The sequence below is a fragment of the Streptococcus raffinosi genome (genome assembly GCF_030284685.1).
Taxonomy (GTDB): domain Bacteria; phylum Bacillota; class Bacilli; order Lactobacillales; family Streptococcaceae; genus Streptococcus; species Streptococcus raffinosi.
Window position 1 is genome coordinate 39,920 of the sequence record NZ_JASUZV010000006.1, and the last position, 20,375, is coordinate 60,294.

At 40.7% G+C, this 20,375-nt stretch carries 12 protein-coding genes and 1 pseudogene; all 13 read left to right on the forward strand.

Annotated elements, in window-relative coordinates; genetic code table 11:
• Positions 1 to 176: 176 nt before the first annotated feature.
• The 13 genes and pseudogenes from QRD39_RS05145 (at position 177) to argC (ending at position 20,361) form a co-directional block, all read left to right on the forward strand.
• Positions 177 to 662 (forward strand): LURP-one-related/scramblase family protein, encoded by a 486-nt coding sequence (locus QRD39_RS05145; protein ID WP_008533915.1) that lies wholly within the window; start codon positions 177 to 179, stop codon positions 660 to 662.
• 24 nt (positions 663 to 686) lie between these two features.
• The gene (gene alaS / locus QRD39_RS05150; protein ID WP_021145924.1) at positions 687 to 3,305 is read left to right on the forward strand and encodes an alanine--tRNA ligase; all 2,619 of its coding nucleotides are present in this window, start codon (positions 687 to 689) and stop codon (positions 3,303 to 3,305) included.
• Positions 3,306 to 3,482: 177 nt separating this feature from the next.
• Positions 3,483 to 4,406, forward strand: coding sequence for a helix-turn-helix domain-containing protein (locus QRD39_RS05155; protein ID WP_285955885.1), 924 nt, complete (start codon positions 3,483 to 3,485; stop codon positions 4,404 to 4,406).
• 138 nt (positions 4,407 to 4,544) lie between these two features.
• Positions 4,545 to 5,237, forward strand: a complete 693-nt coding sequence (locus QRD39_RS05160) for a DUF6287 domain-containing protein (protein WP_008533919.1) — start codon at positions 4,545 to 4,547, stop codon at positions 5,235 to 5,237.
• A gap of 64 nt (positions 5,238 to 5,301) precedes the next feature.
• On the forward strand, positions 5,302 to 5,601 hold the full coding sequence (locus QRD39_RS05165; protein ID WP_285955886.1) for a hypothetical protein: 300 nt from the start codon (positions 5,302 to 5,304) through the stop codon (positions 5,599 to 5,601).
• Positions 5,602 to 5,890: 289 nt separating this feature from the next.
• Positions 5,891 to 9,217, forward strand: coding sequence for an SH3 domain-containing protein (locus QRD39_RS05170; protein ID WP_285955887.1), 3,327 nt, complete (start codon positions 5,891 to 5,893; stop codon positions 9,215 to 9,217).
• 202 nt (positions 9,218 to 9,419) lie between these two features.
• The gene (locus QRD39_RS05175; protein WP_285955888.1) at positions 9,420 to 10,172 is read left to right on the forward strand and encodes a response regulator transcription factor; all 753 of its coding nucleotides are present in this window, start codon (positions 9,420 to 9,422) and stop codon (positions 10,170 to 10,172) included.
• A 136-nt stretch (positions 10,173 to 10,308) separates the two neighbouring features.
• Positions 10,309 to 11,846 (forward strand): annotated as a pseudogene (locus tag QRD39_RS05185) (SH3 domain-containing protein).
• 128 nt (positions 11,847 to 11,974) lie between these two features.
• The gene (locus QRD39_RS05190) at positions 11,975 to 12,541 is read left to right on the forward strand and encodes a hypothetical protein (protein ID WP_021145917.1); all 567 of its coding nucleotides are present in this window, start codon (positions 11,975 to 11,977) and stop codon (positions 12,539 to 12,541) included.
• 284 nt (positions 12,542 to 12,825) lie between these two features.
• The gene (gene ldcB, locus QRD39_RS05195) at positions 12,826 to 17,106 is read left to right on the forward strand and encodes an LD-carboxypeptidase LdcB/DacB (protein ID WP_285955891.1); all 4,281 of its coding nucleotides are present in this window, start codon (positions 12,826 to 12,828) and stop codon (positions 17,104 to 17,106) included.
• Positions 17,107 to 17,238: 132 nt separating this feature from the next.
• Positions 17,239 to 18,021 carry a carbon-nitrogen family hydrolase gene (locus QRD39_RS05200; protein WP_285955892.1) on the forward strand — a complete coding sequence of 261 codons (783 nt, stop codon included), beginning with the start codon at positions 17,239 to 17,241 and terminating at the stop codon, positions 18,019 to 18,021.
• Between the two features lie 9 nt (positions 18,022 to 18,030).
• Positions 18,031 to 19,212, forward strand: a complete 1,182-nt coding sequence (locus QRD39_RS05205; RefSeq protein WP_285955893.1) for a pyridoxal phosphate-dependent aminotransferase — start codon at positions 18,031 to 18,033, stop codon at positions 19,210 to 19,212.
• 126 nt (positions 19,213 to 19,338) lie between these two features.
• Positions 19,339 to 20,361: an N-acetyl-gamma-glutamyl-phosphate reductase gene (gene argC, locus QRD39_RS05210; RefSeq protein WP_285955894.1), complete on the forward strand. Its 1,023-nt coding sequence runs from the start codon at positions 19,339 to 19,341 to the stop codon at positions 20,359 to 20,361.
• Positions 20,362 to 20,375 lie beyond the last annotated feature (14 nt).

The window sequence follows — 20,375 nt, forward strand, 5'->3', positions numbered from 1 at the left end:
TGGACGGATGGGATTACTTGCTACTCAAAGTTTACAATTTAAGAAAAATAAGAATGACAAGGTCATTGAATGAAGGTGGTACCGCGGTTCACGTCGCCCTTCGTTTAGTGGTCTTGTCTTTTATTCTTTTAGTATTTTTTGAATGAATGTATGTATGACATTATTGGAGGTAGCTTATGAAAACCTATTTTGTCAAACAGAAGTTTCGATTGGGTGGTGAACGCTTTGATATCAAGGATGATCAAGGTAGAGTTGCCTACCAGGTCGAAGGATCCTTTTTTAAGGTTCCAAAGACCTTTACGATTTTTGGCGAGGATGGTCGTGAGATCAGTCATATCACCAAGGAGCCTATTAGTCTCTTACCCAAATTTACGGTGGATTTACAGGGTGGTTCGAGTTTTTACATTCGTAAAAAATTAACCTTTCTTCGTGATAAGTATGATGTCGATAATCTTGGCTTGCGAATAGAGGGGAATATTTGGGACCTGGATTTTCAACTGCTTAATAGTCAAGATCAGGTAGTTGCTAGGATTCAAAAGGAACTCTTCCATCTAACATCGACCTATACTGTTACCGTTTATGAAAATACTTATGCCGATTTAGCCATTTCCCTATGTGTCGCTATTGACTATGTGGAAATGCTCGAGAATAGCTCAAAATAAGAAACAATTGATTAAGGAGAAACAATGAAACAACTTACTTCAGCACAAATTCGTCAAATGTGGCTTGATTTCTGGAAATCAAAAGGTCACGCTGTTGAACCATCAGCTAACTTGATTCCAGTTAACGACCCAACCCTTCTTTGGATTAACTCAGGGGTTGCCACTTTGAAGAAATATTTTGATGGCTCAGTGATTCCTGAAAATCCACGTATCACCAACTCACAAAAAGCTATTCGTACCAACGATATTGAAAACGTTGGTAAGACAGCTCGTCACCACACGATGTTTGAAATGCTTGGTAACTTCTCAGTTGGTGACTACTTCCGCGATGAAGCCATCACATGGGGTTATGAGCTTTTGACAAGCCCAGAGTGGTTTGATTTTCCAAAAGACAAACTTTACATGACTTACTACCCAGATGATAAAGATTCATACAACCGTTGGATTGCTTGTGGTGTTGAACCAAGTCACTTGATTCCAATTGAGGATAACTTCTGGGAAATCGGTGCTGGACCTTCAGGACCAGATACTGAAATCTTCTTTGACCGTGGAGAAGACTTTGACCCTGATAATATTGGTATCCGTTTGCTTGAAGAAGATATTGAAAACGACCGTTACATTGAAATTTGGAACATCGTTTTGTCACAATTTAACGCAGACCCAGCTGTCCCACGTTCAGAATACAAGGAACTTCCTAATAAAAACATTGATACGGGCGCAGGTCTTGAACGTCTTGTAGCCGTAATGCAAGGGGCTAAAACAAACTTTGAAACTGACCTCTTCATGCCTATCATTCGTGAAATCGAAAAAATGTCTGGCAAGACTTACGATCCTGATGGGGATAATATGAGCTTCAAGGTCATCGCTGACCACATTCGTTCATTGGCCTTTGCCATCGGTGACGGTGCTCTTCCAGGTAATGAAGGTCGTGGTTATGTCCTTCGTCGTCTTCTCCGTCGTGCTGTAATGCATGGTCGTCGTCTCGGTATTTCTGATGCTTTCTTGTACAAACTTGTTCCAACAGTTGGTAAAATCATGGAAAGCTATTACCCAGAAGTTCTTGAGAAGAAAGACTTTATCGAAAAAATCGTTAAACGTGAAGAAGAAACCTTTGCACGTACTATTGATGCAGGTTCGAGCATGCTTGATGAACTTCTTGCTAACCTTAAGAAATCTGGTAAAGATACGCTTGAAGGTAAAGACATCTTCAAACTTTACGATACTTACGGATTCCCAGTGGAATTGACAGAAGAATTGGCTGAAGACGAAGGCTTCAAGATTGACCATGAAGGTTTCAAAGCTGCCATGAAAGAACAACAAGACCGTGCGCGTGCTAGCGTCGTTAAAGGTGGTTCTATGGGTATGCAAAATGAAACCCTCGCTAATATTACTGAACCATCTGAGTTCTTGTATGAAGATGAAGCTGCAGAAAGCCGTTTGAGCGTTATCGTTGCTGATGATGCCCGTCATGATACTGTAAATTCTGGACAAGCTCTCCTTGTCTTTGAACAAACACCATTCTACGCTGAAATGGGTGGACAAGTAGCTGACCACGGTACGATCTCAGATGCAGCTGGTACTGTTGTGGCACGTGTTGTTGATGTCCAACGTGCGCCAAATGGTCAACCTCTTCATACCGTTGAGGTTGAAGGTGAACTTGTAGTCGGTGCTAACTATAAACTTGAAATTGATCATACACGTCGTCATCGTGTCATGAAAAACCACACAGCAACTCACCTCTTGCACGCTGCCCTTCATAATATTATCGGCAACCATGCGGTCCAAGCCGGTTCACTTAACGAACAAGAATTCTTACGTTTCGACTTCACTCACTTTGAGGCTGTAACTCCAGAAGAATTGCGTGCTATCGAAGAACAAGTCAATGAAGAAATCTGGAAAGCAACTCCAGTAACAACGATTGAAACAGATATTGACACTGCTAAGTCAATGGGAGCTATGGCCCTCTTTGGTGAAAAATATGGTAAGAATGTACGTGTCGTTTCAATCGGTGATTACTCTGTTGAGCTTTGTGGTGGTACACACGTTGCTAACACTGCTGAAATCGGTATGTTCAAGATTGTCAAAGAAGAAGGTATCGGTTCAGGAACACGTCGTATCTTGGCAGTAACATCACGTGAAGCTTACCTTGCTTACCGTGAAGAAGAAGATGCCCTCAAAGCAATCGCAGCAACACTTAAAGCACCACAATTGAAAGAAGTGCCTAACAAGGTTGCTAGCCTTCAAGAACAGTTGCATGCCCTTCAAAAAGAAAATGCTGCTCTTAAAGAAAAAGCAGCAGCTGCAGCAGCTGGTGATGTCTTCAAAGACGTTAAAGAAGCTAACGGTGTTCGTTACATTGCTAGTCAAGTAGAAGTTTCTGATGCAGGTGCCCTTCGTACCTTTGCTGACCAATGGAAACAAGCAGACTACTCTGATGTCCTTGTCCTTGCAGCTCACATTGGCGAAAAAGTTAATGTCCTCGTAGCAAGCAAGTCTAAAGACGTTCACGCAGGTAATGTTATCAAGGTTCTCGCACCAATCGTATCAGGTCGTGGTGGTGGTAAACCAGATATGGCCATGGCCGGTGGTAGCGATGCCAATGGTATCCAAGATCTTCTTTCAGCAGTAGCAGAACAGCTCTAAGATGTGATACAATGAAAGTAACTTGAAAAGGTAGGATGGAAATCCTATCTTTTTTCTTTGTAAGTGGTATTGAAAGTAATGATTATTTTCGTTTCAAAATTGAAATAGTGAATACTGGGTGGTATACTATTACAAATCATAAAAATTATAATAGTTTCAAGTAAAAGGGAGCTAGCGATGTTTGGACAAGACTTTGGTCATCGGTTAAGAGAATTGAGATTAGCACAAGGATTCACTAAAGAAAAATTTTGTGAAGGGGATGAGGTTTTATCAGTACGACAATTGACACGTATAGAAACAGGGAAGTCTCAACCTAAATTAGAGACCTTAGAGCACTTGGCAAGACGTCTGAATATATCTTTATCGGAATTGCTTGGAGAGAGGGCTATAGGTTCAAAGTTGCCGGTAGAATACCTCAATCTCAAATATCAATTGATGCATGCGACTAGTCTAGATAAGCCAAATAACCTAATGAAACTAGACGAAAAGCTGGGTAAAATTATTGATATTTATTATGATGATTTGCCAGCTGATGAACAGAGGGTTGTTGATATCTTACAGTCAAAACTTTACTCATATACTTCAAAGACACACCAAAAATTTGGCATGAGCATTTTGGAGAAGAGTTTATCATCATTATGTGAGAAAAGGGTATACACTATCAATGATCTACTACTTATAGAACTATATCAAATTTCGTTAGGAGATGGTGATAGTATGCGGTCAGATGGGTTTAGTGAAGAGACTTTTTATGCCATTTGTAGAAATCTTATAAATAGTTATGATAATATTCCCACGGAGTATTTATTTTTACTTAGGGATGCCTTATTAATGGTTCCAATAGTTGAATATGAACGAAAAAAGTTTCATTTATCGGAGATAGCATTCAATCAACTGCATCGTATTATGGAGGAAACTCAAGATTATCAGAAAAAACCAATTTTGAGAATGCTAGAGGGACAGTATCTATATGTTGTAAAGAATGATATTTTTGAGGCTAAAAAGGCTTATCAAGAAGGGATAATCTTGGCTAGATTGTTAGGAGATACCTCTTTAGCTGACATCATATCAGAGAAAATGGGAGATGTTATGAAAGAATAGAGCAGGACATACGTGTCCTGTTCTTTTTTTCTAATATGCAGTATATTATATGCATAAGAAGAACTAAAGAATATAACTTATTTCATCGAGATTTTTGAAAATGACACAGTCTAAAATAGAGTATTAAGGAGAATTATTATGAAACCTGCTACAAAACGTTTCACAACTTTAACCGCACTCGCTTTAACTTCCGTTCTATTACTTGGTGCATGTGGTAATAACAAGAAGGAAGCCACATTAACATCGAGCTCTAGTAAGGTTAGTCAGAAAGTGAAATCGACAAAACCATCTTCAAAAGAAAAAGCGAAGAAGTCTGAGCAAAAGACAAAATCTTCTAGTTCAGAAGAAGTCTCAAAAGCAACCTCTGGAGAAAAGGATTCACAACCATCAGCCGGAAATGTTGCTGGATCTGCTCAACAAGAAGTTGCTCCAACAAATCCTAGTGAAGAAACAGCTGGAGTAAATCAAGGAACTACGACAGAACAACCAGCTACTTCAGCGGAACAAACACCAGCTACCACAGCAGTTGATGCTACTGCAATGGCTAATGGTGATTTCTCTAGTGTTGCTGGTACCTATCAAAATGACCTAGGAGACACAATTACAGTATCCCCATCTGGTAGTGTAACCCGTGTTGGTGCTGAAAGTGGTTATAGTGATACAAGTAGTCAGCTCTTTAATGGTTTTGCTCAAGATGGCGGTTATGTGGCAGGTTTTGCTCATAATGATGGACCAACCAGTGACCCAATTTTCTTTGATAGTAATGGACAGATTCGTTTTGGTTCTGATGCGATATATGGTCGGATGCATGTTTACAATAAATTAGATTGATGGTATTGTCCCTCAGTACTTAAGAAAAGGAAATAACAAGTAGTAGAAGGAGCATACTTTAAAAATGTCTCAAAAAGAACATGGAGAAGTGAGAAGTACTAGTGGCACCTTAAAGGGTACCTATCAATATTTGAATTCTCCCAGTCCTCGTTTGTTTCCGTTTGTCTTTATTAGTAATGTAACAGATAGTCTTCAGATGTTTCGCGTGTGTAAGAATGGAAAGCCAATTGCCTTTCCATTACTTCTACCAAATCAATATAAAATTGTCTACATTAAGGACTCTCAAAATGTTAGCTCCTGTGATGAGATTACAGTGACTGAACATTTAGAAGAATACATCTATGATGAATCAGACTTAGACTAGAATGATATCTATAGTCAATTTAACTCGGAATGAATTGATTAATCTATTCAGATTTGCTTAATGTGTCAAGAAATTAGATGTAGGAAAAGTCCTTAGATAATATATCTAAGGGCTTTTCTTCATTATAATAGGTAATAGTTATCGAAAAGATTATCTATCAATTTTCCACAAAATAAAGTTTAGTAATATTAATGAAATACTTGTAAAATATTTTTAAAAGAAGTATACTATAGGCGTAAAAACGGTTCCATTATTTTATGAAACAGCCTAGAAAGTGAGAGTGATCAAAATGAGAAAGGCAAATGTTATCAAGGAACGTCAACGTTATTCTATTCGTAAATATTCTTTTGGAGCTGCATCAGTCTTGATTGGTGCGAGCTTGATGCTTGGTGGGCATGCTTTGGCTCAGGAACAAGCTAATGGCACAGGTTCTATCACGGACTATGAAGTTACTGTAAATAATTCTGAAGCACCCCAAATTGACCAAGCAACTTCAGAAGCTGTTACCGATGTCCTCAATCAACCAGCTTCAAGATCTGAAGCGCCAAGACCTAAGCTTGTTAGCAGTGAAGTTGCTTCCTCTGAAGCTAGTAGTGTAGTGGTCAGCGAGGCTGCTTCTTTGGAAGTACCAGCAGAGGTTGCTCAATCTGCATCTACTGTTGCTTCTGTTGCGAGCTCAGAGGTGGCTAGCCCACGTTATGAAGTGTCATCAGTAGCTAGCTCTGAAGTAGCTAGTGAAACGGACCGTTCAGCAACTTCAGAAGTAGCAGAAGTTAGAGGTACTGACCGTGAAGCTGTGGATACTCCTCAACCTGGTGTAGATGGTCCAGTGACTGCAGATGGTTCTCTTGATATCCCATCAAACGGTACCTATTATTTCCGTCGCACAACAGAAATTCGTACTGCGCCAATCATGGATATCAAACCTACTTTTGTCTTTAGTGCAGGCGACCATGTTATCTATGACAAGGTCTTGAAGAGAGACAATCACCAATGGATTTCTTACATTGGTTACGACTATGAACGCTACTACGCTGATATCGCAGCTTTGAAAACTGAAACCACTAGTAGCACCACTGAAGCGACTAGAGATGAAACCATTCCTGAACGTGGTACTTATTACTTCACTAAACCTGCAGATGTGAAGAACCAACCTAGCTTGACTGCTAAGACTGAGTTCAATTTTGATCCAGGTATGTCAGTCAACTACGATAGATCTTTGCTTGCTGACAACCACCGTTGGATTTCTTATGTGTCATACAATGGTACTCGTCGTTACGTCGACCTAGGTGCTACTGTAGAGGCTGTAGCTAAACCAAGAGGCGATATCGCTATTGAAAGCCATGACAATGGTGATTTTAGTGTCGTTATCAGTAATGTTTCAGACCAAAACGGTGTCCTCGGGGTATCCGTTCCAATCTGGTCTGAAAAGAACGGTCAAGATGATATCATCTGGTACAATGCGACTCGTCTTAACAATGGTAACTACAAGGTTAATGTCAGTCTAAGTGACCACAAGAATGAACGTGGTCTCTACAATGTTCATCTTTACTATGTTGAAACTAATGGTAAATTAGTTGGTGTGGGTGGCACCACTTACACAGTTCCTGCCAAGGTTGAAGAAACGCATACAACAACTAGTTATAGCCTTCCTGATGCAGGAACTTATACTTTTAAAGAACGCTCTAGCATCAAGGCAGAACCTCGTGTAGCAAGCCCAGAGTTGGCCTACTACGATGCTGGCATGTCAGTCAACTATGACAAGATTGTCAGTGGTGATGGTTATCAATGGCTTTCTTATCTCAGCTACAATGGCAATCGCCGTTATGTAGCTGTGGCAAAACTTGCTCAACAAGAAAGCAAACCAAGCGGTACTATTAATATTGAAAATCTCTCTAACCTTGGTTTTGATGTTCATATCACCAATGTTTCTGGTGGCGACAAGGCTATCCAAGGCGTCAGTGTTCCAGTTTGGACAGTTAAAGACGGCCAAGACGATTTGGTATGGCACCAAGCTGACAGACAAAGTGATGGTAGCTACAAGGTTCGTATTAATGTTAGTGACCATAAGTCTGAAGCAGGCGAATACATTGTTCATCTCTACTATGTCCAAGACGGTAAGATGGTAGGTATCGGAGGCACTAGCACAACTGTTCCAGTTCAAAATGCAACCCGCCACAACCTTCCAGCTTCAGGTTCATATACCTTTACGGCTCGTTCTGGCATCAAGACTCAACCTTTGGTAGCTAACCCAGATGTTAGTTACTACGATGCTGGTATGTCAGTCAACTATGACAAGGTTGTCAATAATGACGGCTATACATGGCTTTCTTATCTCAGCTATTCAGGAAATCGTTTCTATGTGGCTATCGCACCAACGAGCGTGACTAAACCTGTAGAACAACCAGTCCAACCAAGTACACCTTCATCTGGCACCTATACTTTCAAGGAACGCTCTAGCATTAAAGCAGAACCAAGTGTGGTAAGTCCAGAGTTGGCCTACTATGATGCTGGTATGTCAGTTAACTATGACAAGATTGTCAGTGGTGATGGTTATCAATGGCTTTCTTACCTCAGCTTTAATGGTAACCGCCGTTATGTAGCTGTGGCAAAACTTGCTCAACAAGAAAGCAAACCAAGTGGTACTATCAATATTGAAAATCTCTCTAACCTTGGTTTCGACGTTCATATCACTAATGTTTCTGGTGGTGACAAGGCTATTCAAGGAGTAAGTGTTCCAGTTTGGACAGCTAAGGACGGCCAAGACGACCTTGTATGGCACCAAGCTGACAGACAAAGTGATGGTAGCTACAAGGTTCGCATCAATGTTAGCGACCATAAGGCTGAAGCAGGCGAATACATTGTCCATCTCTACTATGTTCAAGACGGTAAGATGGTAGGTATCGGAGGCACTAGCACAACTGTTCCAGTTCAAAATGCAACTCGCCACAATCTTCCAGCTTCAGGTTCATATACCTTTACCGCTCGTACTGGCATCAAGACTCAACCTTTGGTAGCCAACCCAGATGTTAGCTACTACGATGCTGGCATGTCAGTCAACTATGACAAGGTTGTCAATAATGACGGCTATACATGGCTTTCTTATCTTAGCTACTCAGGACAACGTTTCTATGTAGCTATCGCACCAACGAGTGTGACTAAACCTGTAGAACAACCAGTCCAACCAAGCACACCTTCATCTGGCACCTATACTTTCAAGGAACGCTCTAGCATTAAAGCAGAACCAAGTGTTGCAAGTCCAGAGTTGGCCTACTATGATGCTGGTATGTCCGTTAACTATGACAGATTGGTGACTGCAGATGGTCATACATGGCTCTCTTACCTTAGTCGTGGAGGTAGCCGTCGTTACATTTCTATTGATGGTAAGGCAACAGCAGTTGCTCAACCAACAAGTCCAAGCCTAGCAGCAACCGGCACTTATACCTTTACCCAACCTAGCTCTATCAAGACTCAACCAAGTGTTGCAAGTCCAGAGTTAGCCTACTATGATAAAGGCATGTCCGTTCGCTATGACAAGGTCCTTACAGCTGATGGCCACACCTGGTTGTCTTATGTAACCTATAGCGGTGCAAGACGCTATGTGGATATTTCTTAAGAGTTGTAACATCACTCTCTTTTGAGGGTGGTGTTTTTTTAGTTTCAAGAGTTGAATAAATATATTGTTCAATATGTTTTGGAAATATTTGCCGTAAATTAGCGAAAGTTGTAAAATCAAGGTGAAAGTATAGGATTCGTTCTATACGTAGCTAATTCATCAAGTTATTGAAAGAAAATGATATAAAACGGAGGTACTGAGCATGTTAGATATTTTTGTTTTAGAAGAAGATTATTTTCAACAAGCTCGTCTTGAGGATGCTATCCACAAGTCCAAACAAATATATATTTTAAGAATTGGGAAGGTCGATTTATACGATAAACCTAATCAATTATTAGAGCGTATTACGGAAAGGGGCTCGCACTTACTGTTTTTCCTAGATATTGCAACTGATAGTGATGTCGAAGGGGGAATATTGGTTGCTCAACAGATACGTGAGCGAGATCCGTATGCTAGTATTGTTTTCATCACAGCACATCCCGAACTCCTACCATCAACCTTTCAGTATCGCTTAGCTGCACTTGATTTTATTGATGAGAATTTGCCTGATAATGAATATGAAGATAGGCTTATTTCTGATATTGGATTAGCACTTTCTAAAAATGGTTTGAGCCAAATAGAGTGTGCTTTTACGGTAGATACAAAGAATGCAACTATACAAGTTCCTTTTCATAAGATTCTTTATTTTGAAACATCTCCAACAGTTCATAAGGTGATTCTTCATACAACGGAAGAGCAGATTGAGTTCTATGGTCAATTATCAAAAATTGTGAAACAAGATTGCAGACTGTATAAATGCCATAAATCATTTGTTGTAAATCCCGAAAACATTGTGAGATTGGACAAAGAGTTAGGTATTATTTATTTTGAAAACGGAGAGTCATGCTTGGTTTCAAAAGCTAAACAAAAAGAGATTGTTGCTAAGATGCTTGTTCCAAAAAACATGGCAGTTTGATGTATATAGTATTTTTATTTTAAAATGTTATTTTCTGATTATGACGGAATTTGAGTATTTTATGACAAGTATGAAAATAATTAATTTTTGATGCTATACATTTTTAATGTAAAAAATTTAAGGAGATTTTTCTATTATGAAGAATAGTTATTTCAACTGTACTAGTCAACGTTTCTCAATTCGTAAGTATTCTTTTGGTGCTGCTTCTGTGCTTTTAGGGGTTTTCCTACTTTCTGGTGTACAGACTGCTCATGCTGATGAGCAAACGGCTGTTTCTGAATCAACTGCAAGTATTACTAGCGATAATGGAGTTGTATCAGAGAAAGTAACTTCTTCAATACTGAGATTGCTCTTTCTGAAGCTACTGTTTCAGTTCCAAAGGATAGTTTGGAACCTGCTAAAGCACTTTCAAGTGCTGTGACTCCAGAAAAGACAAGTGAAAGTTCTCAGCATGTTGAAACAGTTACTACGAATGAAACTCACAAAGTTGAAAATACTACTGAAGCGATATCAACAGTAGAAGAAAAGGTTAACGTAGCGACAAATACTGATAAGTCATCTGATAAAAAAATTACTACTCCAAGCATTTCAAATGAGGCAAATAAAAAAATTGAGTCCGAGGTACGTGAAGATAAGGAGACTGAAAAAGTTACTGTAACAGAGAAAATTTCTGATCCAAAAGTTCCTGAAATAAAAACAGATAATAAGCCAACAATACCAAGTACTGGTTATTCGCGATTATTCAGTGTTGGAAATATCAGACGACCAATGTCAACTAATCCTAGAATTGGTGATGATTACCCAGCAGCGTGGAGGTTTGCTGAAGGATACGACCAGTGGGGATATGCTATGGGTAACTGTACATCTTTCGTTGCTTATAGATTAAAAAATGTGAATCATATTGAACCACCTCGAGCATTGGGAAATGGAGCCCAATGGGGTGCTTCTGCTAGAGGGTATGGCTATCGTGTAGATAAAACTCCAGCTAGAGGATCTGTAGCATATTTCGATGATGGCGGGTATGGACATGTTGCATGGGTAGCGGATGTCCGTGGTGATAATGTTATTATTGAGGAGTACAATTGGTATATCAATGGTATATATGATCATAGTTACCATACTCAAACATTACCTATTTCCCATTATACTGGTTACATCCATTTTAAAGACTTAAAAGGTGGAAATACAAGTATCCCTGATACTCCAACACCAACAGATAATACAGGAAGTAATTTAGCTTCTTCAGGATCTTATCAATTTACAGAGAGAGTAAGCATTAAAGCTGAACCTAAAATGTCTGCCCCAGAACTTGCCTATTATGAAGCAGGAAATACTGTTAATTATGATAAAACACTCCAAGCAGATGGTTATGTCTGGATTTCTTATCTATCATATGCTGGAAACCGTCGCTATATTCCAGTACAAAAGCTTTCAACTGTAGAAAGTGCTTCAACTATATCTAATCCTTCTAAACCATCAATTCCTAATAGTGGTGTTTATACTTTTAAAGGCTATGCAAGTATCAAAGCAGAACCAAAGATTTCTGCACCTGAGTTGGCATACTATGATGCTGGAAATACCGTGAATTATGATAGTCTTATTCAGGCAGATGGTCACTATTGGATTTCTTACTTATCATATTCAGGTGCACGTCGCTATATTGCTATTAGCTAAGACATAGGGGTCACCCTATTATAGAAGATCGCAGGAAATATTTTTATATTATTTTATGAAATTGTATTGAAATATAGAAATAAAGATGTTATATTTGTAACGAAAAACAAATAAAAGGAATATTAATCATGAAAAATACAAGTAAACTTATTGGTTTAGTATTAGCCCTTATCGTAGTTACCCTCGCTATCTTTTTGGTGACTAAATTTAACAGCCATGAATCAGCGCGTGTTGGCACAAGTAGCAGTTCAGTCCAAACGGTTAAAAAGTCATCTTCAAGCTCAAGTAAGGTCGTTAAGAAGGATAAAAAATCAACTCGATCATCATCTTCGGCAGTCACAAATGAAGAAAATGACAATCAGGCCTCAGCAGTAGCACCTAAGGCTTCTTCTCAAGAACAAGCTCAAGCAGGTACTACAGATGGCGGACAAGTGGCTGAAGCAACAACACCAGCTTCTCAAGTTGGAGGAGTTGAGGGTGGTCGAGGTGCTTGGAAAGCTACTTCTGGAACATTGACACTTGATGAGGAAACCCCTGTCTATGCTGCACCAGATAAAGACAGTGGGGTTGTTTCTAAAATGCCTGCAGGTGATGTTGATTGGGATAAATATGAAATTTTACCTGATGGAAACTGGTATAGTTTTGTCAAAGATGGGCAACGTTATTACATTTCATATTCAGATGTAGGACATTGATATAAGGTTCAAAAATGAAACATGATGGCATTTAAAGCTATCGTGTTTTTACTTTATTTTCCATTTTTTTGGAAAAACAACGAATATATAAGTATAATCAGTCATTTTTTTCGATTATGACGAAAATCGGACAGTTTATGATTTAAGTGGGAACAAGTCAAAAAATTTGGTATACTAGTGGACAAGTGAGAAATATAAAGTAATTTTTGTAAAACACTTGTAATATTTGTCACCTAATGTTACAATCAATCGGTAATAACAATTTGATAGAGAGAAATAATAATATGAAACGAGAAAAATTTTTACACGAACAACAACGTTTTTCAATTCGTAAATATTCTTTTGGGGCTGCGTCAGTTCTTTTAGGAGCTAGTTTGGTCTTTGCGGGCCAAGCTTTGGCTGACGAACACCACGAAGTCACAACGACTTCAGATGCCACTTTGCGTGCGACTTCAGATAGTGATGCCTTAACAGCGGCTGATATTTTCAGTGGCGTAGCAACTAATGGAGTGGCGTCAAGTGAGAAAGCTAGCGAAACTTCAACAACGAGTCAAACAGTTAGTGAAACTGCTACTAGCGAAGCGACAAGTGAAGTCAGTGCCTCACAAACAGCTGATAAAGCATCTGAAACTGCAGTTGCCCCTTCAGCTGTGACAAATCGCTCAAATCTAGCTGAAAAAGATGCTAATCTTGATGTATCTAGTATGGTGAGAGCGGCTGTTAATACTAGCTTGGTGAGCACACCAACAACTACTACAGACAGTGACCTTCCAAGCCAAGGAACTTATGTCTACAAGGAACGTACAGAAATCAAGAATCAACCTAAGATTTCTGCCAAGGCTGAATTTTATGTGAATCCAGGGGATAGCGTCTTTTACGACCAAGTCGTGACAGCTGACGGCTACCAATGGATTAGCTACAAATCATACTCTGGCGTGCGTCGTTATGCGCCAGTAAAACCAGTGGCGGCTGGTAGCGGCAGTGGTAACAGTGGTAGTGGGGATGGTAAGCCTTCTAATGGCGCTCAAGCTACAACAGGGGCTTTGAACATCCCAGCGACAGGAACTTTCTACTTTACACGTGACACAGATATTAAGAAAGAACCAAAAGCAGATCTCAAACCTACTTTTGTTTTCAGTAAGGGTGACCATGTCATCTATGACAAAGTTTTGACTGCGGATAATCACCAATGGATTTCTTACCTTGGTTATGACTATGTTCGCTATTATGCCGATATTGCGACTTTGACACCTGCCAAAGCTGAAACACCAGCTGCTAAGCCAACAGAAAACAATCAAGCAAAACCAGAAACTACTGGTGCTGAAAAACTTCCAGCAAGTGGTACTTATAATGTGACACGTAGCTTGAATGTTAAAAACGAACCTAAGGCCTCTGCAGAAACGCTTTATACCTTGGAAAAAGGCTACAAAGTGAACTATGACAAGGTCTTGACTGCGGATAACCACCAATGGATTTCTTACATTAGTTACAGTGGTACACGTCGTTATGTGGATATTGCGACTTTGAAAACTACTGAGTCTAAGCCACAAGAAAACCGTGTTTCAGGTGACCTTACTATAAGCAACCAAACTTCTAACGGCTTCGATGTTGTGGTTACCAATGTTTCAGGTGGTGGCAAGACAGTTCAAGAAGTTCGTGTTCCAATTTGGTCAGATAAGAATGGTCAAGACGATCTCACTTGGTACCATGCCGACAAACAATCAGACGGTAGCTACAAGGTTCACGTAGATAAAGCCAGCCATAAGGGTGATACTGGTAGCTATTCTGTGCATCTTTACTATGTGTTGGATGGCAAGAGAACTTATATTACAGAAACTAAGGCTACAGTTCCTGAATCTCAAGTAGCAGGAAAATTGACGATTACCAACCAAACCTCTAATGGCTTTGATGTTGTCGTAACTGATGTTTCAGGTGGTGGCAAGACAGTTCAAGAAGTTCGTGTTCCAATTTGGTCAGATAAGAATGGTCAAGATGACCTCACTTGGTACCATGCTGACAAACAATCAGACGGTAGCTACAAGGTTCATGTAGATAAAGCCAGCCACAAGGGCGATGCTGGTACCTATGCTGTGCATCTTTACTATATGTTGGATGGTAAGCGAACTTATATTACCGAAACTACAGCCACAATCCCTGAAACTCAAGTAACAGGAAAATTGACGATTACCAACCAAACGTCTAATGGCTTCGATGTTGTGGTTACCAATGTTTCAGGTGGCGGCAAGACAGTCCAAGAAGTGCGTGTTCCAATTTGGTCAGATAAGAATGGTCAAGATGACCTCACTTGGTACCATGCTGACAAACAGTCAGATGGTAGCTACAAGGTTCATGTAGATAAAGCCAGCCACAAGGGCGATGCTGGTACCTATGCTGTGCATCTTTATTATATGTTAGATGGTAAGAGAACCTATATCACAGAAACTACAGCCACAGTCCCTGAATCTCAAGTAGCAGGGGAATTGACGATCACCAACCAAACCTCTAATGGATTTGATGTTGTCGTAACTAATGTTTCAGGTGGCGGCAAGACAGTCCAAGAAGTCCGTGTCCCAATCTGGTCAGATAAGAATGGTCAAGATGACCTTACATGGTACCATGCTGATAAGCAGTCAGATGGTAGCTACAAGGTTCATGTAGATACAGCCAGTCACAAGGGCGATGCTGGTACCTATTCTGTGCATCTTTACTATATGTTGGATGGTAAACGAACTTATATTACCGAAACTACAGCCACAGTCCCTCAATCTAATGAATCCCATGTAACAGGGAAATTGACTAATAACGGTTCTTATTACAGTGTTCGTGGTAAATACGATGATATTATTATTGTCAATAAAAAACACGGTCTTTCTAAGGACTATAACCCAGGTGAAAACCCAACAGCTAAGGCAGCCTTTGTTCGTCTTCGTGACGATATGATTAACCAAGGTTTGAATGTTGGACGTTCATACAGTGGTTTCCGTTCTTACGATTATCAAAAGACTCTTTACGACAACTATGTTAGTCGTGATGGTCAAGCAGCAGCGGACCGTTACTCAGCTCGTCCTGGATTTAGCGAACACCAAACTGGATTGGTCTTTGACTTGACTGACAAATCTGGTAATTTGCTTGAAGATTCACGTGCTAGTCAATGGCTTAAAGATAATGCACATAACTATGGCTTTATCGTGCGTTTCCAAGCAGGTAAAGAAGCTTCAACTGGCTACATGCCAGAAGCATGGCATATCCGCTATGTGGGTAAAGAAGCTAAAGATATCCATGATTCAGGATTAAGCTTGGAAGAGTACTTTGGAATTGAAGGTGGCGATTATGCTACTAGCAGCAAACCTGCTGAAAGCAAACCAGCCACTACAGGTGCCATCAACCTTCCAGCGACAGGCACTTATACCTTCACAGGTCGTGCGTCAATCAAGGCAGAAGCTAAGGTTTCAAGCCCAGAGTTGGCCTACTATGACAAGGGTATGAGCGTTAACTACGATAAGGTTTTGACAGCCGATGGTCATCAATGGCTTTCATACATGACAGCAAGCGGTGCCCGTCGTTACGTTGATATTGCAACAGTTAAAGCTACAGAAACTAAACCAGAAGCCAAACCAGTTGCTAAACCAGCGGACCAACCAAGTCTTCCAGCGACAGGAACTTATACTTTCACAGGTCGTGCGTCAATTAAGGCAGAAGCCAAAGTTTCAAGCCCAGAATTGGCCTACTATGATAAGGGTATGACTGTAAACTACGACAAGGTTTTGACAGCCGATGGTCATCAATGGCTTTCATACATAACAGCAAGCGGTGCCCGCCGTTACGTTGATATTGCAACAGTTAAAGCTACAGAAGTTAAACCGGTTGCTAAACCAGCGGATAAACCAAGTCTGCCAGAATCAGGCACTTATACCTTTACAGGTCGTGCGTCAATCAAGGCAGAAGCCAAGGTTTCAAGTCCAGAATTGGCCTACTATGATAAGGGTATGACTGTAAACTACGACAAGGTTCTGACAGCTGATGGTCATCAATGGCTTTCATATGTAACAGCAAGTGGTGCCCGTCGTTACGTTGATATTGCAACAGTTAAAGCTACAGAAGTTAAACCGGTTGCTAAACCAGCGGATAAACCAAGTCTGCCAGAATCAGGCACTTATACCTTTACAGGTCGTGCGTCAATCAAGGCAGAAGCTAAGGTTTCAAGCCCAGAGTTGGCCTACTATGACAAGGGTATGAGCGTTAACTACGATAAGGTTTTGACAGCCGATGGTCATCAATGGCTTTCATATGTAACAGCAAGCGGTGCCCGTCGTTATGTTGATATTGCCGCAGCCAAGGCTGAAGCAAGTCAACCAACTGCGAAACCAAGTCTCCCAGAGTCAGGCCGTTATACCTTCACAGGCCGTGCGTCAATTAAGGCAGAAGCCAAGGTTTCAAGCCCAGAATTGGCCTACTATGATAAGGGTATGAGCGTTAACTACGATAAGGTTTTGACAGCCGATGGTCACACATGGCTCTCATACATGACAGCAAGTGGTGCTCGTCGTTACGTCGATATTGCTTAATGAGATAAAGAATCAGGTTGGACAACGTGTCCAGCCTTTTTTGATAGCCTCTCTTTATCAGGAGATTGAATTTTTCAATTTTTGTGACGTCTTTTGGAGTGCTATAATGGTTAATATAGAATCGAGGTTACTATGAAAATCGCATTGGTACAGATGGATGTTGCTCACGGACAGCCTGCTGAAAATGTAAAACACGTGAAAGAGATGTTGGAAAGGGCGCTTGATGACAATCCCGATGTTATTGTGCTTCCTGAAATGTGGAATACAGGCTATGCTTTAGATGAACTTGACGGACTTGCAGATAAGGATGGACTGGAATCTCAAGCTCTCTTATCTCATTTTGCCAGAGAACATGCTGTGGCTATTCTCGGAGGGTCTGTTGCCATTGAGAAAGATGGCAAATTCTACAATACAACCTATGTCTACAATAAGTCTGGGGACTTAATCAATACCTACAGTAAGGTCCATCTTTTTGGATTGATGGCGGAGGACCAGTATATGTCTGCTGGGACTGTGGAGTCTGTTTTTGAGCTTAATGGTGTGACAGCGGCTAGTGTCATTTGTTACGACATTCGTTTTCCTGAATGGGTGCGAACACAGATGGCGCAAGGGGTCAAGGTGCTTTTTGTGGTAGCTCAGTGGCCTGAGCCTCGTGTGCAACAATGGGAGATTTTACTCAAGGCGCGTGCAGTTGAAAACCAAGCCTTTGTGGTAGCTGTTAACCGTGTCGGAGCAGGACCAGACGATGTCTTTTCGGGACATTCCATGGTTATAGATCCTCTGGGAAATGTAGTCTTGCAGGCTAAGGAACATGAGGAGGGCATTTTTACGGCTGATATTAATCTTGAAGAGGTGGACCGAGTTCGAGGTCAAATTCCCGTTTTTGAGGACCGTCGCACGGACTTGTATCATTAAGGAGTGTTTATGTTATTTGAAGAATCTGATTTATTGAAAGAATTGCCAAAACAGTTTTTTGCAGGGTTGGTGGCTAAGGTGAATGCCAAGGTAGCTGAAGGCGCAGATGTGATCAACCTTGGCCAGGGAAATCCAGACCAGCCGACTTATGACCATATTGTTGAGGCCTTATGTACCTCAGCCCATAATCCAGCTAGCCACAAGTATTCTCAGTTTCGTAGCAATCGTCCCTTCAAGGAAGCAACTACGAGTTTTTACAAGAAACATTATGGGATTGATTTGGATGCGGAGCGTGAGATTTGTGTCACAGGTGGAGCTAAGATTGGTCTTGTAGAATTGCCTTTAGCCTTGATGAATCCTGGTGACCTTTTGCTCCTGCCTGACCCAGGTTACCCTGACTACTTGTCGGGAGTGAGTCTGGGCCGTGTAACCTATGAGACCTTTCCTTTGACGGCTGAAAATGATTTTTTGCCAGATTTGGAAGCTATTCCTGAGGAGACAGCTCGTCGTGCTAAGTTTATCTATATCAATTACCCTAATAATCCTACGGGGGCTGTCGCAACAAAGGCATTTTATGAAAAATTGGTTGCCTGGGCTAAGACCTACGAGGTAGGAGTGGTGAGTGATTTGGCCTACGGGGCTTTGGGTTATCAGGGTTATGAGAATCCTAGCTTTTTATCGGTACCCGGCGCCAAGGATGTGGGAATTGAATTTTATACCTTCTCAAAAACCTTTAATATGGCAGGTTGGCGCTTGGCTTTTGCGGCTGGAAATGCTGAGATGGTTGAAGCCTTAAACCTCATTCAGGACCACCTTTTTGTGGGAATTTTTCCCGCTTTGCAGGATGCTGGGATTGCTGCTCTCTTAGATCCTAAATCTGAGGAGGCAGTGGCCCAACTAAATGCGGTTTATGATAGCCGTCGAGATGCTTTTACGCAAGCAGCAGCTAAGATTGGCTGGCAGGCCTTTCCATCTAAAGGTTCCTTCTATGCTTGGATGCCTGTACCTGAGGGCTACACCAGTGAAAGTTTTGCAGATCTTTTGCTTGAGAAGGCCCATGTTGCTGTGGCACCAGGCAAAGGATTTGGACCAGCGGGAGATGCTTATGTTCGTATCGGACTGCTAGTAGAGCCTGAACGTCTTGTCGAGGCCGTCAATCGTATTGCAGATTTGCATTTATTTGATCATTAAATAGCATTTATGAAACAAGTGGTTGGAAAATACTGCTTGTTTTTTCATATTTTTGCAATTTTCTCTTGACAAATGAATAAAAATACAATAAACTAATCACATATTTATTCAAAAAGGAGTGCATAAATGAAAATTTCAATCGTTGGTATCACTGGTTATAGTGGTTTAGAGTTAGTTAAAATTTTGAATAATCATAAAAAAACAGAACTTGTTTCTATTCACGCAACCAAGGAAGTAGGCCGACGATTGTCTGAAGTGTATCCCTATTTGACAGGTGTTTGTGATTTAGAAATAGAAGCTTTCAATGCCCAAAAGATTATGGAAAAGGCAGACTTAGTCTTCTTTGCCACACCTTCTGGAGTCGCTAGTTCATTGGCAGAAGAATTTGTTCAGGCTGGCTTTCCTATTATTGATTTATCTGGTGATCATCGCTTGCCGGCTTCCATTTATGAAAAGTGGTATAAAAAATCACCTGCTAAGGAAATGATTTTGAATAAATTTACATACGCATTGTCAGAATATACAGATGTAAAGGATAAAAAATTTATTGCCAACCCTGGATGTTACGCGACGGCGACAGAATTGGCCTTGATTCCTTTGGTTGCTGCTGGTTTGATTGAGATAGATAGTGTCATTGTAGATGCCAAGTCTGGTTTAACTGGTGCTGGTAAGGCGCTGAGTGAGTCTAGCCATTTTGTCAATGTTCACGATAATTATGTGACCTATAAGCTCAATCATCATCAGCATATTCCAGAGATTGTCCAGACTTTGAGGGCTTTTGATGCTGATATGCCGGAGATTCAGTTTTCAACGTCGCTTTTACCGGTTAATCGTGGGATTATGGCTACCGTTTATTGCAAATTAAAGAAGGACGTAGCTGTCTCTGATGTCGCTTCAGCCTTTGCAAAAGCTTATGATGATAAACCTTTTGTACGTGTGCAAGATAATTTACCAGAGCTCCATAATGTCATTGGATCGAATTTTACAGATATTGGCTTTGCCTATAATGAGAAAACCAATGTTCTGACGGTTATTTCAGTGATTGATAATTTGATCAAGGGTGCCGCTGGCCAAGCGGTTCAAAATCTCAACCTCATGCAGGGGTGGGATGAGACAGAAGGCTTGCTTATGACACCGTCATACTTGTAGAGATAAGAACAGAA